The organism is Streptomyces sp. BK79, assembly GCF_044142145.1.
In the GTDB taxonomy this organism is placed as follows: Bacteria; Actinomycetota; Actinomycetes; order Streptomycetales; family Streptomycetaceae; genus Streptomyces.
In genome coordinates, this window is sequence record NZ_JBHVOC010000005.1 from 256,464 (window position 1) to 271,820 (window position 15,357).

Annotated in this window: 16 protein-coding genes and 1 pseudogene; 7 read left to right on the plus strand and 10 right to left on the minus strand. The window is 71.5% G+C overall.

The genetic code is table 11. From position 1 onward, the window contains the following. Positions 1 to 5: 5 nt before the first annotated feature. Complete coding sequence (locus ACFIF2_RS08420; RefSeq protein ID WP_395571896.1) at positions 6 to 2,234, minus strand: penicillin acylase family protein; 2,229 nt, start codon at positions 2,232 to 2,234, stop codon at positions 6 to 8. A 293-nt stretch (positions 2,235 to 2,527) separates the two neighbouring features. Beyond that, positions 2,528 to 3,277 carry an SDR family NAD(P)-dependent oxidoreductase gene (locus ACFIF2_RS08425; RefSeq protein ID WP_395571897.1) on the minus strand — a complete coding sequence of 250 codons (750 nt, stop codon included), beginning with the start codon at positions 3,275 to 3,277 and terminating at the stop codon, positions 2,528 to 2,530. Between the two features lie 145 nt (positions 3,278 to 3,422). On the opposite strand from ACFIF2_RS08425, the gene ACFIF2_RS08430 reads away from it, so the two are divergent. Further along, complete coding sequence (locus tag ACFIF2_RS08430) at positions 3,423 to 3,896, plus strand: Rrf2 family transcriptional regulator (RefSeq protein WP_395571898.1); 474 nt, start codon at positions 3,423 to 3,425, stop codon at positions 3,894 to 3,896. 97 nt (positions 3,897 to 3,993) lie between these two features. Beyond that, complete coding sequence (locus ACFIF2_RS08435) at positions 3,994 to 4,887, plus strand: virginiamycin B lyase (RefSeq protein WP_395571899.1); 894 nt, start codon at positions 3,994 to 3,996, stop codon at positions 4,885 to 4,887. Positions 4,888 to 4,935: 48 nt separating this feature from the next. On the opposite strand, the gene ACFIF2_RS08440 is transcribed toward ACFIF2_RS08435, so the two are convergent. Continuing rightward, entirely contained in the window at positions 4,936 to 5,553 is a 618-nt protein-coding gene (locus ACFIF2_RS08440) for a hypothetical protein (protein WP_395571900.1), read from the minus strand. A 173-nt stretch (positions 5,554 to 5,726) separates the two neighbouring features. Between ACFIF2_RS08440 and ACFIF2_RS08445 the strand changes: the two genes are divergently transcribed. Continuing rightward, on the plus strand, positions 5,727 to 6,398 hold the full coding sequence (locus ACFIF2_RS08445; RefSeq protein ID WP_395571901.1) for a hypothetical protein: 672 nt from the start codon (positions 5,727 to 5,729) through the stop codon (positions 6,396 to 6,398). 76 nt (positions 6,399 to 6,474) lie between these two features. On the opposite strand, the gene ACFIF2_RS08450 is transcribed toward ACFIF2_RS08445, so the two are convergent. Genes ACFIF2_RS08450 through ACFIF2_RS08465 form a run of 4 tightly spaced genes read right to left on the minus strand, consistent with a single transcriptional unit; the run spans position 6,475 to position 9,402 of the window. Continuing rightward, positions 6,475 to 7,758 (minus strand): NAD(P)/FAD-dependent oxidoreductase, encoded by a 1,284-nt coding sequence (locus ACFIF2_RS08450; RefSeq protein ID WP_395571902.1) that lies wholly within the window; start codon positions 7,756 to 7,758, stop codon positions 6,475 to 6,477. After that, on the minus strand, positions 7,755 to 7,952 hold the full coding sequence (locus ACFIF2_RS08455) for a ferredoxin (protein ID WP_395571903.1): 198 nt from the start codon (positions 7,950 to 7,952) through the stop codon (positions 7,755 to 7,757). The genes ACFIF2_RS08450 and ACFIF2_RS08455 overlap by 4 nt, the downstream gene beginning before the upstream one ends. 39 nt (positions 7,953 to 7,991) lie before the next feature. Continuing rightward, the gene (locus ACFIF2_RS08460; protein WP_395571904.1) at positions 7,992 to 8,912 is read right to left on the minus strand and encodes a pyridoxamine 5'-phosphate oxidase family protein; all 921 of its coding nucleotides are present in this window, start codon (positions 8,910 to 8,912) and stop codon (positions 7,992 to 7,994) included. 34 nt (positions 8,913 to 8,946) lie between these two features. Beyond that, positions 8,947 to 9,402, minus strand: coding sequence for a VOC family protein (locus ACFIF2_RS08465; protein WP_395571905.1), 456 nt, complete (start codon positions 9,400 to 9,402; stop codon positions 8,947 to 8,949). Between the two features lie 160 nt (positions 9,403 to 9,562). Between ACFIF2_RS08465 and ACFIF2_RS08470 the strand changes: the two genes are divergently transcribed. Continuing rightward, a complete protein-coding gene (locus ACFIF2_RS08470) occupies positions 9,563 to 10,135 on the plus strand; it encodes a CGNR zinc finger domain-containing protein (RefSeq protein ID WP_395571957.1) in 573 nt (190 codons plus the stop codon). A 92-nt stretch (positions 10,136 to 10,227) separates the two neighbouring features. Here the strand turns inward: ACFIF2_RS08470 and ACFIF2_RS08475 are convergent, their stop codons facing one another. Beyond that, the gene (locus ACFIF2_RS08475; RefSeq protein WP_395571906.1) at positions 10,228 to 10,827 is read right to left on the minus strand and encodes a TetR/AcrR family transcriptional regulator; all 600 of its coding nucleotides are present in this window, start codon (positions 10,825 to 10,827) and stop codon (positions 10,228 to 10,230) included. A gap of 120 nt (positions 10,828 to 10,947) precedes the next feature. On the opposite strand from ACFIF2_RS08475, the gene ACFIF2_RS08480 reads away from it, so the two are divergent. The 3 genes and pseudogenes from ACFIF2_RS08480 (at position 10,948) to ACFIF2_RS08490 (ending at position 13,196) form a co-directional block, all read left to right on the plus strand. Continuing rightward, complete coding sequence (locus ACFIF2_RS08480) at positions 10,948 to 11,769, plus strand: SDR family NAD(P)-dependent oxidoreductase (RefSeq protein WP_395571907.1); 822 nt, start codon at positions 10,948 to 10,950, stop codon at positions 11,767 to 11,769. A gap of 17 nt (positions 11,770 to 11,786) precedes the next feature. Next, positions 11,787 to 12,203, plus strand: a pseudogene (locus ACFIF2_RS08485) (GH32 C-terminal domain-containing protein); the annotation flags it as partial. A gap of 168 nt (positions 12,204 to 12,371) precedes the next feature. Beyond that, positions 12,372 to 13,196, plus strand: coding sequence for a transglutaminase domain-containing protein (locus ACFIF2_RS08490; RefSeq protein WP_395571908.1), 825 nt, complete (start codon positions 12,372 to 12,374; stop codon positions 13,194 to 13,196). A 1-nt stretch (position 13,197) separates the two neighbouring features. On the opposite strand, the gene ACFIF2_RS08495 is transcribed toward ACFIF2_RS08490, so the two are convergent. Together ACFIF2_RS08495 and ACFIF2_RS08500 are read right to left on the minus strand one after the other, a co-directional pair. Continuing rightward, entirely contained in the window at positions 13,198 to 13,848 is a 651-nt protein-coding gene (locus ACFIF2_RS08495; protein ID WP_395571909.1) for a hypothetical protein, read from the minus strand. Between the two features lie 14 nt (positions 13,849 to 13,862). Further along, positions 13,863 to 15,341, minus strand: coding sequence for an alpha/beta hydrolase (locus ACFIF2_RS08500; RefSeq protein ID WP_395571910.1), 1,479 nt, complete (start codon positions 15,339 to 15,341; stop codon positions 13,863 to 13,865). Positions 15,342 to 15,357: the final 16 nt, after the last annotated feature.

A 15,357-nucleotide genomic window follows, 5' to 3' on the forward strand; every position in this document is an offset into this window, starting at 1 on the left:
GCCGCTCAGTCGCCCGGCCGGTACCTGCGCTCGACGTGACCCGCCAGCTCGTCGGGATGGAAGTAGACCCGCCGCAGGTCGCCGCTCGCGTATCGCTCGACCTGGTCGGCGAAGTGCGGCGAGTCGGGGTGGCCGCTGACGCCGCCCGCCGTCACCGCCCAGGCGCGCACCCGGGGCCCGAACTCCACCACCGCGACGAAGCTGTTGCCGCTGGTGCCGTAGTACCGCTTCGTCCCCGGGTAGCTCCTGGCCCCGAACGAGGCCAGCGAGCCCCAGCGCGACGACGCGAAGGGGACCGGGACGCTCGGCTTGTCGTCGCTGAACTCCTGGACGATCGCGCCGTCGTTGCGCTGGTAGCGGTTGATGTCGCCCCAGGGCACCTCCTGGCTGCCGAAGTCCCGCTCCAGCCGGGCCACCGCCGTTTCCAGGGCGTCGAGGCGCTGGGTGTCGGTGGCGCGCTCGGCCATGTAGTCCCAGCCGGACAGCCCGGCGTCCGCCGCCGCCCGGGCGGTCATCGCCCACAGGTCCTCGCCCCAGAACACGGCCACCGACATGGCGGTGGACCCGGCGGACCACCGGGTGTCCCAGTCACGCAGCAGGGCGATCGGGGCGGTCAGCCGCTTCCTGCGCGCGCTGCCCCGGGGCAGCGCGTCCCAGGCGGCGACGAGGCCGGGGACCAGCCGGGCGAACGCGGTGAGGTACGGGTCGAAAGCCGCGTCGATCAAGGTCCGGGGCGTGAAGTCCCTGCGCGCGCTCAGCACCCGGATCGCCTGCGGTCCGCGCGGGTTCTCGCCGAACCGGTCGAAGTACCGCGGGTAGTCGGCCGCGTCGGGGCTGTCGTCCCCCGCCGCGGTCCAGGGCCAGTTGTTGGTGTTGAACGCCCAGCCGTTCTTCGGGTTCACGGCCTGGGGCATGCTCGCCAGGCTGTGCAGGCCGTTCCAGTCGGTCGCCGGGTCACTGCCGTCGACGGTCTTCAGGTAGTCGAAGCGGTCGTCACGCTCCGGCATGAACTGCGGCATGAGGAAGGCGATGGCGCCCTTGGAGTCGGCGAAGAGGGTGTTGTTGGAGCTGTTCGCCTTGAGTTCCGCGACGCCGATGTACTCGTCGTAGTCCCGCGTCTTGGTACGCAGGTAGCTCTGCTTCAGCGCGTCGACGGGCTTGTTCATGAGCGCGCACGCGATCCACCTGCCGTCCTCCTCGCGGACGATCGGGCCGTGGTGCGTGGCGTAGGTCGTGAACCGGCGCTTGTCCTGGCGGCCGTCCTCGGCGCGTACCGAGAGGGTGATCCGCTTGGTGGTCACGGGGCGCAGCTCGTCGCCGTACCGGTAGTAGAGCTTGCCGTCGTCGCCGGTCACGATCGTCTCGGCGAAGTTGTCGATGTTGTCGACGCCGCTGGAGGTGTGCATCCAGCCGGTGTCGGCGTTGAAGCCCTGGTAGATGAAGAACTGACCCCAGGTGGCGGCGCCGTAGGCGTCGAGTCCCTGCTCGCTCGTCACATGCTGTTCGGCGCGGAAGAAGAAGCTGGTGTGCGGGTTGATGAGGAGCAGCGCGTGGCCGTCGCGGGTGTGGCTCGGTGCGATCGCCATGCCGTTCGAGCCGGTGGGTTCCCGGAACGTCAGACCGCGTTCCTCGTCGGTCATGGGCAGGTCCCTCCCGCCGTAGAAGGCTTCGAGCCGGTTGAGCGGGATGGACTCGATGTCGCCGCCGATGCTGCCCTCGGAGAAGCTGAGCGGCATCCAGGGCTCGAAGCGGCGGATGACCCGGGGGCGCACCTCGGGATGGGTGGCGAGGTAGTGGTTCAGTCCGTCCGCCCACGCCTGGGTCAGTGCCCGCAGCCAGGCGGGGCAGCGCGCGTGCGCCTTCTTCAGCTCCGCGTGGTCGAGGTAGAGCCGCTGGCGCAGGTCCTGCCATATCGCGCTCTCGCCCTCGGCCTCGGCCAGGCGGCCGAGGGCGACCAGGTAGTTGGTCTCGACGCGGTTGAAGTCGTCCTCGGCCTGGGCGTACATCATGCCGAAGACGGCGTCGGCGTCGCTCTCGCCCCTGACGTGCGCGACGCCCCAGTCGTCCCGGGTGATCGTCACGCGCGCCGCGTGTCCGCGCCGGCGTGCGGCAGCCGGCGCGGAGTCCGCCGCGACCGCGGTCGCGGCGGACGGGGCCGCGGCGGCGACGGCGAGCCCGGCCGCCGTGCCGAGGACGCGGCGTCGGCTCACTCCGGTGAACTGTGCGTGATCCATGAGCTGCCCCATCTTCTCGCAAGCCTCAACGGACCGTGGCCCGAGGGAAGACGGAGACCTGAGGCACCCTGTGTCCGGTGACCGACACCACCGTGGCGCCGGCCGGCCTCACGGCACCGCGCCCCGCGCGCACACGGCATCGCCGAGCAGGCGACGTACGTGTACAGGTGTCACCGCCCGGTGATCAGTTACAGGGACAGTCCTATCCGGGTGACCGCTCACTGACAAGACCGCGCTCGTCGCCCCCGGCTCGGCTGCCCCGCCGGTGCCCGGTCGCAGCCAGGGGGAGTGGTTCAGGCGTTGTAGCCGCCGTGGGCGTCCAGCACCGCGCCCGTGACGTACGACGCGGCGGGGCTCGCCAGGAAGGCGATGGCCGCGGCGATCTCGTCCGGGTGCCCCACGCGCTGCAGGGACAGCGAGCTGACCAGGGTCTCGAGGACCTCGGGTGTCGGCGGTTGCATGCCGCCCTCCATCAGTCCGGCCTCCACGACGTTGGCCGTGATGTTCCGGGGCCCGAGGTCGCGTGCGACGCCCATGGTGTACCTCTCGATCCCTGACTTGGTCGCCGAGTAGTCGGCGAGGCCGAGGGTGCCGACCCGGGAGCCCAGTCCGGAACTGACCGTGATGACGCGGCCGCCCGTGCGCAGCACCCGGGAGGCGGCGCGGATGACGGCGATCACGCCGAGGTAGTTGGTGGCGTGCATCCGGTCCAGTGCGGCGGTGTCGGCGTCCGGGTCGTCCACCGTGCCGGCCACGGAGATCGCCGCGTTGTTGACGAGGATGTCCAGGCCGCCGAAGTGCGCGACCACGTCGTCGATCAGTGCCGGAGCCCGGCTGGTGTCCGCCTGGTCGGACTGGAAGGCGACGGCCTTCCCTCCCTCGCCCCGCACCTCGTCGACGACGGCCTGCGCCTGCTTCGCGGAGCTGACGTAGGTGAAGGCGACGTCTGCGCCCTGCTCGGCCAGCAGCCGTACGGTCGCGGCTCCCAGCCCGCGCGACCCTCCGGTGACCAGGGCGACCTTGCCCATGAGTGGCTTGCTCATTCTTCTCTCCTCGTTGATCGACCCTCTGATGAATACGTCCAGCAGTCGCAACAGTATTGGTTACGACAGCCTTGTCGCAACCTTTGTTGTTACGACAAGGCTGTCGTAACATGAAGCGTTGCGGCCGGGAGGAGGAGCGGAGTCCATGAGCGCCAACAGCAGACTGACCATCGCCGCCCACGCGCTGGCCTGGATCGGTCTCTACCAACGCCAGGGCCATGAGGTCGCCACCTCCGAGCAGATCGCTGCCAGCGCGAACACCAACCCCGTGGTGATCAGACGGCTGCTCGGCGAGCTGCGCAGGGCCGGGCTCGTGGAGTCCCGGCGAGGCGTGGGCGCGGGCTGGTCGCTGGCGCGCGAGCTGGACGCGATGACCCTGCTCGACGTGTACGAGGCGGTGGAACCCGGCCCGCTGTTCGCGATGCACCGCACCACCCCGGACCAGGAATGCGTGGTGGGTCACGGCATCCAGCCGGCGATGCAGTGCATCTACGAGGGCATCGAGGAGACCCTGAGGAACGAGCTGTCCCGCGTCACGCTCGAGAACGTGCTCCGGGACGTCCTCGCGGCACCCCGCCGACCCGCGTCGGTCGCCGCGGCGGGGAAGACGGGCGGGTGAGAAATGCGGTTGCGCCGGCTCCCCGGCGGCAGGCAGGGTGCGGTGGTGTCCGGAAGAGAGATCGATCGAACTCCCCGTCGTGACCCGAGGAGTCCCTGTGCACCCTTCTGAAGCCCCGGCCATCAGGGAGATCCCCGTGGCGGACAAGGATGCCGGGCCCTACGGCATCGCGACCGGACCTGACGGTGCGCTGTGGCTCACCTTCGTGCACAGCGGCCGCGTCGCGCGTCTCACCCTCGACGGCGAACTCGACGCACACCCCCTGGACTCGCCCGCATGCCGCCCTACGGTCATCGCCCCCGGGCCCGACGGAGCACTGTGGTTCGCCCGCTCCCAGGACCACCGGATCGGCCGCGTCACGACCGGCGGCGCGACGGAGTCCTTCCCCGTACCGACGCCCGACAGCGGCCCCTTCGGCATCACGGCCGGCCCCGACGGTGCGATGTGGTTCACGGAGATGAACGCCGACCGTATCGGCCGCATCACCTGCGACGGAGAGATCACCGAGTTCGCCCTTCCCCGTACGGGCGCCTTTCCCTCGATGATCACCGCGGGCCCTGACGGTGCCCTGTGGTTCACCCTCAACCAGGCGAACGCGATCGGCCGCATCACGGTCCACGGGGACATCGTCATACACCCGCTCCCCGCCCCCGGCGCCGCACCCGTGGGCATCACCAGCGACGGCACCGCCCTGTGGTTCGTCGAGATCGCGGCGGGCCAGGTCGGCAGGATCTCGGTGGACGGTGCGATCAAGGAGTTCCCGCTCCCCGACCGCACCGCCAAACCCCACGCCATCGTCGCGTCCGCCGCCGGGGAATGCTGGTTCACCGAATGGGGAGCCAACCGCGTCGGCCGCATCACCGACAGCGGCGAGATCGCCGAGTACGGCCTGCCGTCACCGTCGTCCGAGCCGCACGGCATCACCGTGGGCTCCGACGGCGCGCTGTGGGTGGCCCTGGAGACGGGCGCGGTCGCGCGGCTGGAACCGTAGCCCGGGACGGAGTACCGCGTGCCGTGCCCGGGCGGCACCGGTGGCGTGTCAGCCGTGTCGGGCGAAGGCTTCGCGGACGCCGGCCAGGTCCGCTTCCTTCTCCTTCTCGTCCGTGTACTCACCGTCTTCGTCCCGCATCGCCACGAGGGTCTCCGGGGTGAAGTCCCGGCCGAAGCCGTAGACGTCCAGGCAGTAGTCGAAGCCGGACTCGCCGAAGAGGTCGACGTCCTCGCGCCGGCAGTACTCCGCCAGACCGTCGGACACGTGCCAGCGCGTGCCGTCGTACCAGAAGACACCGCCCGCGTAGTGGATCGTCCGGCCCGTCGCGGAGTCCGTGAGGTTCAGCGACTCGTAGTTCTCGGGGCGGTCGCGGACCAGGGCGACGAGAGACGCGGGAACGCCTTCGTAGAAGGACTCCTGCAGGGCGAAGTCATCCTCCGCGTACAGGTTCAGCGCCGACTCGTGGTCGAAGGTCAGCAGGAGCACGCGGCCGTCTTCCGTGAAGTACCAGACCGCGGACTGGCCGCCGCCGTCGTTCCAGGCCAGCCGGTGGGCGCCGGTCACCGCCACCGGTTCGACGCCGGTGAGGTCGTCCACGACGGCCGCGCGGCGCCGCACTTCCGGGAGGGGTGTCGCCGCCAGGGCATCCCATATCGCGTTACTCATGGCCGCAGGGTATCCACCGCCTACGACAAGGCCGTCACGAGACCACCGCGCCGCCCCCGACGCCCCCGCACGATGACACACACCGGACACACGGCGGCCGCCGAAGCCGATGATCCGCAGGGATGAGTACGCGTACTCAAGCGGGGCGAGCGGCACGGCCGGAGACTCTCCCCATGACGCAAAACCGCTTCTCCACCCAGGTGTTCGCCCGCCACCGCCACGGCCTCGCGACCGTCTCCCTCGCCGCTCTCACCTCCCTGGCACTCACCGGCTGCGGAAGCGAGCTGAACGACGGCACCCCGCAAAGGGAGTCGGCCAAGAACCTCACCCCTCAGGAGAGACCCTCGCATCCGTCCCCCGAGCAGGAGGCGTTCGCCGCGATGCTCGCCACGTACGCGCAGACGTGCCCCGCGCCCGGCGGGAAGCCGTCGGTACCGCCCGCGGAACCGGCTGACCTGGAGCCGACGCAGAGCCTCGCCCCCGGGGAGAGGCCCCCGGCCGAACCCATCGAACCCGCCCCTCCCACCGGACCCGAGGCGGAGCTGAACGACCGCGACTGGTGCGCGAGCGTCCACCACGAGCAGCGCATCGTCGAGGCGCTGCAGAAGGTCGCGCAGCCCACTCCCGCCACGGTCCGCAAGACCCTCAACGACCTCGGCTACATCGACGAGCACATCCACGGCCTGAAGCAGGACGGCAGGACCACGCGCTTCTACCTCGACCTGCGGGAGAGCGGCGGCCGGCTGTGCGAGACGGGCCTGGCGGCGGGTGAGACGAGCGACGTCACGCCGTGCGTGGCCCTCGCCTCCGGACCGTTCACCGTCACGACGGAGAAGCGACCGTGACGCGATGACGGCGGTCCGCTCCCGACTATGGTGACCCGTTCCGCCGACGGTGACACCGTTGCGCTCCCTGACGCGCTCACACCCCGGCCGGCATCGGGCCGGGACCGCTCACAACCGCCTGAACAGGTGGTCTGTGGAGGCCGGAGGCCAAACGCGCTTCCAGCGCCGAACGGTACGACGCCAGCCGTCCGGTCCGTCCGATGGTCAGCGCTCCGACCAGTCGGCCCGCCCGGTGGTAGCTGACCTCCAGCCGGCGTGCCGTCAGGTCGTGCTCCACGACGCGCGCCTCGTCGGCGACGGAGGGAAGGCCGACCGAGCGGATCCGGGCGCCGTGCAGGTTCGACCAGAAGGACGGAACGGCCGCGAACGGTTCGGGGGTCGCGGCGGGATCCTGGGCGGTGAGGAGCGTGGCGGCGGCTGCGGCGCCCTGCGCCGCGGCGTTGGTCCAGTGGCCGAGCGCCAGCCGCTCGCCGTCGGCGAGCGGCTGCGGTACGCGGGCCACGTCGCCGGCCGCGACCACACCGGGCGCGACCGAACCGTCGGAGCGCAGGGCACGCAGACACGGATCGCAGTGGACGCCGCCGTCGTGGGCAAGGCCGGAACCGGCCAGCCAGCCGGCCGACGGCACCCCGCCCAGCGCCAGCACCGCCAGGTCGGCCGCGGCCGTACGGCCGTCGGAGAGGCGGACGCCGGTGATCCGGCCGTCGCTCCCGGCGAGGAAGCCCTCGACGGTGGTCCCGGTTCTCAGATCGATGCCCGCCGCGCGGTGGAGCGCGGCGATGTAGGCGCCCCCGGTGGTGCCGATAGCGCGTTTCAGGGGCTGGGCCGCTGCTTCGACGAGCATGACGTCGAGCCCGCGTTCCCGGGCGGCGGCGGCGATCTCGCCGCCCAGGAAGCCGGCGCCGATGACGACGAGCCGCCGTCCGGGCACCAGCCCGTCCCGCAGGGCGAGCGCGTCGTCCCAGGTGCGCAGGGTGACCACGCCTGCCGGGGGCGCGGGCCGGGCGGCCGGCCAGCCGCGGGCGGCCGCTCCGGTGGCGATGAGCAGCCCGTCGTACCGGAGCAGCGCGCCGTCGGCCAGGGCGAGGGTGCGCTCCGCAACGTCCAGGCGGACCGCCGCCCGCCCGAGCCGCCAGCGGGCGTCGAGTCCCTCGGGCAGGGGCAGTTCGACCCCGTCCGGCCGGCCCGGAGAGGTCAGTACCTGCTTGGACAGCGGCGGCCGGTCGTAGGGCGGGCGCGGTTCGCCGCCCACGATGGTCAGGGTGCCGGTGAAACCCCGCTCGCGCAGGGTCTGCGCCGCCCGCAGTCCCGCGAGCGAGGCGCCCACGATCACCAGGTGGCGGTGGTCGTCGCCGCTCACGCGGCGGCCCGCGAGAGGGTGATGGCGCGGGCCGGGCAGACGGCTGCGGCCTTCTCCGCCCGGTCGAGCAGCGCGGCGCGGGGGGCCGCCTCGTACACGAGGTAGTCGTCCTCGTCGAAGGAGAAGATCTCCGGCGCCGCGAAGACGCACTGCCCGTGGCTGTCGCACAGGTTCATGTCCACGGTGATCCGCATGGTCGCTCCGTAGGGGTCGTGGGTGAGGTGCGGCCGGGGTCAGCCGGCCGGGGGGTTGAAGCGCGAGTACGCGGGGCTGCTCCACCGGAGCGGCGAGGCCGCGGTGATCTCCCGTACGGCTTCGACGGTGAACTCGACCAGGCGCTGCGCGCCGGGCACCCTGGCGATCTCCTCGGGGTCCCACACGGTGCGCGCGGTGCCGGACAGGTGGAGGGTGGAACCCGTCTCCCAGTCCGGGACGAGGATCCCCGCCGCCGGGTTGACCAGCAGGTTGCCCAGGGTCAGGAACATGGCGTTGCCGATGTAGTCGGGCCAGCGCAGCAGGGAGGGGGAAAGCACCTGGACGAAGCCGGGGTTGCCGCCGCGGTGCGACGCGTCCGCGTCGCCCTGGTCGGAGGCGGTGGCGACGAAGAAGGTGTCCGCCTCGCGCACGGTCCGCTGCTGGGCCGGGGTGAGTTCGGTGCCGCCGACGACCGTACGGGGCAAGGCTGCGTCGTCGCCGCCCGGCCGGATCTCGACGTGGTCCCTCTTCTGCAGGTACTTGGGGCAGTTGGCGATCACCTGGTCGAGGTCGACGTGCAGAACGTCGCCCTCGCGGCGGGCCCGGCCGTTGATGCGCATCCGGCGCCGGGTGGCGGGCTCGATGGCGATCATTCCGATCCGTGGGCGGGACCCGGGGGCCAGGATGTCGGCCAGCGGGTCCTCCGGCAGGGGCAGGGCGTCGATCGTGACGGTGCGGGGGTCGGGCACCCGGATGAACCCGGGTGCCCCTGTCATCTGGGTGGCCCAGATACGGCCGGTGAGGTCGGCCCCGCCCAGCACGATCAGCGGCTGTTCGGCGAGGAACTCCCGCGCGACGGGCGGGACCGTCGCACCGATGCCGCCGAGCGCGTACCCCGCCTCCGTGGTGAGACCGGCGCGCTCCTGCACGGCGGTCTCGCCGCTGTGATAGGTGGCCACGGGAGCTCCTTTCGGGGTGGGCCGGGGAGGCTTCCTAGAAGAAGCCGCAGGTGGGCGCGCCAGGGGTGGGGGCGTCGGCCGGGTCGGCGCCGGTGGGGGCGTAGATCTCCAGGCGGATGCCGTCGGGGTCGGTGAAGTAGATGCCGCCGGAGGCACCGTTCTCACCGTGCGGCACGACGCCGTCGTAGCTGAACCCGGCGCCCAGGCCGCGCAGCACCTCTTCGGTGGCCTTGACCTCGTCGATGGTCCCCACCTGGAACGACAGGTGGTGCAGGCCGGGCCGGTCGGTGGTGAACGTGCCCGCGCTCTGCTGCCACAGCGTCACCGACATCTGGTTGTCGCGGCCGAGGAACGCCCAGCGGCGGTCGTCCTCCTTGCCCTCGGCCAGCACCTCGAAGTCGAAGACGGCGCGGTAGAAGGCGAGCGAGCGGTCGATGTCGGTGACGTTCAGCCCCACGTGGCCGGTCTGCAGGGTCTTTGCCTCGGTCATGGTCCCTCATGCCTTCACTCATCGTCACGAGACGGGATCTCGTAACCGGTGAAAGTGACTTTAAGGGTTAGGTTCGCGAGCGGTCAACCGGTGATCAGGAGATGACCGGTTACGATGGCTGTGAATTCCCGCCGTGACCGCGAAGGAAGGACGCCGCACCGTGCCGCCGACCCCGGGCGCCGACCCTCGCCCGCTGACCGATGAACCCCTCGGCATCGACCTGCTCAACACCCGCTGGATCGACGCCGCGGGCCGCCACGACCTGCTCGACTCACTCGACGGGCTGGCGGTCTGGCTCGGCAGCCCGCTGGTCCGCCAGGCCCTCGACGACGCACCGGTCCCGGTGGACGAGGAAACGCGCCGGAGGCTCCTCCAGGCCCGCGCGGCCCTCGACGCGGCCATCTCGGGACCGCGGCAGCCCGCCCCGCACGCCATCGAGGCCCTCAACGCCGTCCTCGCCCACGGGCGGACGGGCCATCTGCTGACGACCGACGGACCGGCCACGTTCACCGAGGTCGACGCCCCTTCCTGGCTGCCCGCCTGGAAGGCGGCCCAGGACTACCTGCGGCTGCTCACCGAGCGGCCCGAACGGATCCGGGCATGCGGCAACCCCGAATGCGTCCTGCACTTCTACGACGTGTCCAAGAACGGCACCCGCCGCTGGTGCTCGATGGCCGGCTGCGGCAACCGGGCGAAGGCGCAGCGCCACTACGCCCGCACGAAGGGCAGCTGACCGCTGGAGTTCATGGGCGGCGCTGCGGTGGGCTCGCCAGGGGTCGGGGCGACGGCCATGCCGCGGGAAGCGGTCTCCCTCCCCCCTCCTGATCAGGGGCCGAAGGCTCTGAGGGTCGCGTCGACGAGCGAGTCGGCGTATGCGGTGGTCAGCGGACCGCTACGGTGCAGCCACCGCTGGAAGAGGGGGGCGTAGAGCATCTCGAGGGCCAGGTCGAGGTCGGCGTCAGGGGCGAGCTGGCCTGCCTGCCGGGCGCTGCGCAGGCGGGTCTTCTTGGCCTCGTCCAGCGGCCGGGCCAGCTTCTCGCGGTACTCGGCCGCCAGGGCGGCGTCGTTGGCGATCTCCGTGTTGAGGGCGCGGATCAGCTTGTCGAAGGAGGGGTCGGCGAATTCCTCGACCGTGGCGCGCATGACGAGCTTGAGGTCGGCTTCGAGGTCGCCCGTGTCCGGCAGCGTGACCGACCGCCCGTCCGCATCCTCGCTCAGAGCCAGCAGGGCGGCGAAGACGACCGCGCTCTTCGACGGCCATCGTCGATAGATCGTCTGCTTGCCGACGCCGGCGCGGGCGGCGATGGCCTCGATCGTGACCTTCTCGTACGCCTCTTCCGTCACCAGGGCACGGGTGGCCGCGAGGATCGCCTGCCGGGACCGTTCCTTGCGCCGGGAGTGATCAGGACCGTTCTCTGGGGACATGGGTCCAGCCTACCCACGTTGTGGAACGAGACGAACCGTATTGATTTCCGTGATCGCGTGCCCTACGTTCTAGGAAAGTGATCCGAGACGATTCGTTTCGTTTACAGAGGGTGATGCATCATGGCGGATACGAGAGTATGGCTCATCACTGGTGCGTCCCGCGGTCTGGGGAGAGCGTTCACCGAGGCCGCCTTGGCGGGCGGCGATCGCGTAGTGGCCGCCGCCCGCGATGTCGAGCCCCTGGAGGAGCTGGCCGGCAAGTATCCCGACCACCTGGTCGCGCTTCCGATGGACGTCGCCGACCGCCGGACGGTGTTCGACGGGGTGGAGCGGGCGGCAGCCGCGTTCGGGAGGCTGGACGTCGTCGTCAACAACGCCGGCGCCATGCTCTACGGCATGGTGGAGGAAGCCACGGAGGAGCAGATCCGGGCGCACATGGAGGTGAACTTCTTCGGCGCCGTGTGGGTGGCCCAGGCGGTCCTGCCACACCTGCGCGCCCAAGGTGGCGGACGGCTCCTCCAAGTCACCTCGATGGGCAGCGGCGGCGGCATGGCCACCGTCGGCTTCTACGGTGCGGGCAAGGCCGCGCTGGACTCGGTGAGCGAGGCACTCGCCATGGAGGTCGAAGGGTTCGGCATCAAGGTCACCATCGTGCAGATGGGCGGCTACAACACCGGCCTGTTCACCACCGGCACCACGCACACCGAACCCCTGGCGCAGTACCAGTCCCTGCGCGCCGAGATGGAGGCGATGTGGGGTGACGCCGTCGCCCCGGAGCCGGACACCGCCGCCCCGGTCATCATGGAGCTGGCGGCACTGCCGGACCCGCCCCGACGGCTGATCGTCGGCAGCCAGTCCTTCGATCACGTCCTGGAGATGGATCAGGCCCAGGCGGAGCTGTACCGGTCCTGGGAGCGCCTCAGCCGCCTCGCTCCAGGCTGACCGGGACCGCGCCACGGGAGGTCGACGGCACCCGGGTGCTGGACTACCGAGGGACGGCGTACGAGGTGACCTGCGAGATCACCTGGGACGAACTGACCGGTGCCGGGCTCCAGTTGCGCCGGTCGGGCGACGGGACGCGTCACGTCGACGCGGGCGTGTACCAGGACTACGCCTTCGTCAACCGTCGCGCGGCGGTGAACCCGGACACCTCCGGCAAGTGGCAGGAGAGCCACAGCCCCTTCGACCCGGCCGGGCGGCGGGTGCGCCTGCGGATCTTGGTCGACCGGACGTCGGTGGAGATGTTCGTCGACGACGGCCGGTACACGCACTCCTCGGAGGTGTTCCCCTACCTGATCGACACAGGGCTGGCCCTGTTCACGGTGGGCGGCCGGGCAGTCTTCCGGAACGTCGTGATCCGGGAGTTCACGGTGTGACGACGCCACCACGCCCGCCGTGCCGGTACGTCCGCGTCGCCCTTGAGCCGGGCCGCCTCGCGGCTCGACGGTCCGTCCCCTCTCCCCGCCGCAATAATTGAACGTGTTCAGATTCTCTGACAGGATGGCATCCACCGCCTGAAGGCTGCCGGAGAGAGGGTCACCCTTGTGACGAGCTCGCTGCTCATGCCGCGAAACCGCGGTCGTACCGGCACGGCCGGGGCCGGGACGGCCCTGGGGAGCGTCGCCCCGACGCGGATCCTCGACTGGCGGCATCCGGACGTGGCCGCGCTGCTGCGGCGGATCGACGTTCCCCCGGGCTCGGAGGCCGCCGCCGGTCCCGGCCACCGGATCGCGACCCTGCGACGGGCCCATCGATGGATCGCGGCATCCGTGCGGCCGGTGTACTCGGTGCAGGACGAGCGTCCCGTGTCGGAGGTACTGCGCCGCCGGCGCGGCTCGTGCAGCCAGCGCCTCGCCGTGCTGGAGTCCGTCGCGAGGGCGGCCGGAGTGGCCACCCGCGTGCGTGGCCTGCTGGTCGACGGCAGGTTCTGGTACCCGCGCTTTCCCCGGCTCCGTTGGGCCGTTCCCGAGCAGGTGGTGCTCGCATGGCCGGAGTTCCGCATCGGGGTCCTGACACCGCCCGACCACGCCGCCGGGCCCTGGCTGGCGGCCTCGGAACTGTTCGGTGGCCTGGACGAGCTGAGCGAGAGCGGTGCCGGCTTCACCAACGCGGGCACGGAGACGCTGTTCGAGGCGTTGTCCAGGACCGCCATCGACTGGGACGGCACGACCGCCTGTCCGGCCACCGGCACCCCGTGCGACCTGTCGGCCCACGTCCTGGACGACCTCGGCCACTTCGACTCGCGCGACGGCCTCTTCGCCCGGCACGGGCAGACACTCTGCGGCACGGCGAGGCTGCTGGCCGAGCCCGTCATGGGCCGTCGTTCGGCGGGCGTCACGCATGGCCGGCCGTACGACCGGACCCGTTAGATCAGCCCGCCCCGCCGTCGAGCAGCCAGTGGTAGCGCAGGCGCAGCGCCCGTTCCGTGCTGGCCGCCACGGTGGCGAGCCCGACGACGGCGTTGCCCCAGGCCGGCAGGCCGATGGGCGAGGTGAACGTCCCGACGTACCGGGCGACCCCCTCCGGTGAACGGGTGATCTGCTCGGCGAGCTGGAGGATCAGGAGAACCAGGCCGACGGCGAGCACACCCGACGAGAGGAAACCCACGCAGCGGCTCAACGCGGGGTGAGCGCGGTCGAGACGCGCTCGGCGCCCCTCGGCGGAGGCGGGGTCCGGGACGAGTTGGCGCACGGTCCCCTCGGCGGTGACGTAGTGGCAGCGCCTGAGCCCGAAGGCGCTCGTCCTCACTTCGACGGTGCCGCCCAGGACGGGGAAGACGGCGGGGACTCTGGACTGCGCGTGATGGCTGCCGTCGAGGTACAGGTGGGCCCTGACGTGGCCCTCCGACCTATTCTGATGCCTGACGTCGACGGTGTAGAGCGTCTGCCGGCCGTCGTCGATCAACTGAAGATGGAACAGCGCGCGGGTGAGCGTCTGCCACCAGCGGAAGCGCTTCAACGGCCGCCCGTCCCCGGGCTCGACCCGCCGCACCGCCCTACGATGCCGCCACTCCTCGAACACGCCACCCACTCCTTCTACTTGACCGGCTCCGCCGCGCAGGCGACGTCCCGCGACGGGCGCTTCCCGACGGTCAGGAACATCGTCACCGCGTCCTTCGCACAGGTGTTGGGCCCGAAGGGGTAGACGCCGTGTCCGCCCTGGTCGGCCGTCACCATCGCGGCCCGGCCCCCGAACGCCCGCCGCAGCTTCCGGGCGCCGGTCAGGGGCGTTCCCGGGTCGCGCTCGTTCTGCACCATGAGCACGTTCGAAGGGCCGCGGCCGCCGATGGGCACCGGCGGCTCGACCCGCTCGTCCGGCCAGAAGGCGCAGGGTCCGATGCCGGCCGTGGCCCCGCCCAGCATCGGGTACCTCAGCCGGTCGACCGCGACGTTGCGCTGATACTCCCGGACCGTCTCCGGCCAGCGACTGTCGCCGCAGATCACGGAGAAGCGGGCGGACATGAAGTTCTCCATGCCGGGAAACGGCGACGTGACAGGCGGCGGCCGGCCCGTGTCGAGTGCCTGCCAGGTCTCGGCGACCAGGGGCATGTCCGCATCGCTGTAAAGGCGGTCGAACGTGAACCCGCGGAACGACGTCGCGTCGAAGCCCTGGAGCGGTTTCGCCTCCAGCCGTGCCGCGAGATCGAAGAACTTCGCGGTCACCTGCCTCCGCGTGGTGCCCAGACCGTACTCGGGATGCGCGGCCGCGAACGCCGCGAAGTCGGGGAACCGGTCCTCCATGCCGCGGGCGAGCAACCGCATGGCCGTGACGTCGTAGCCGCCGGGGCCCAGGCTGCTGTCGAGCACGATCCGGTCGCCGTGCCCCGGGAACATCGTCGTGTACACCGCGCCGAGGTGGCTGCCGTAGGAGGCGCCGAGGTACGAGAGCTTCGGCTCGCCCAGCGCCGCCCGGATCCGGTCCATGTCGCGCGCGGTGTTCGCGGTGGTGGTGTGCGGCAGCATCCACGCCGTCCGTGAGGTGGCGCACTGCTCGGCGACGGTCCGGGCGTTCGGCGCCTCCCGCGCGACGTCGGCCGCGGTGTGCGCGTACGGCGGGACGTTGCCGCGTGCCTGCTGCTCCGGCGTCAGATCGCAGGTCACCGGCGTACTGCGGCCGACGCCGCGCGGGTCGAAGCCGATCACGTCGTAGGAGTCGAGCACCTCCTGCGGCAGCCCGGAGCCGGCGAGAACGGCCGGGTAGCCGAGTCCCGTGATGCCGGGACCGCCCGGACTGGTGAGCAGTACGCCGCGGCGCTGGGAGGGCTCCTCGCTCGCCAGCCGGGAGACCGCGATCTCGATCTGCCGGCCGTGCGGATCCCGGTAGTCCAGCGGGACGTGGAGTGTCGCGCACTCCAGAGCGGGTGAGGCGGGCACCGCGGCATGCGCCGGGGCCGCCCTCTCCGAGCACGGGCCCCACCGCACGGAGCCGGGCGTCGCCGCCACCGGCACTCCCGGGATCGTCGTCGCCGCCACCACCGCGGTGGCGGCGAGGGCGAGGGCCAGGGCTCGGTGCATCCGATGTCCTCCTGAG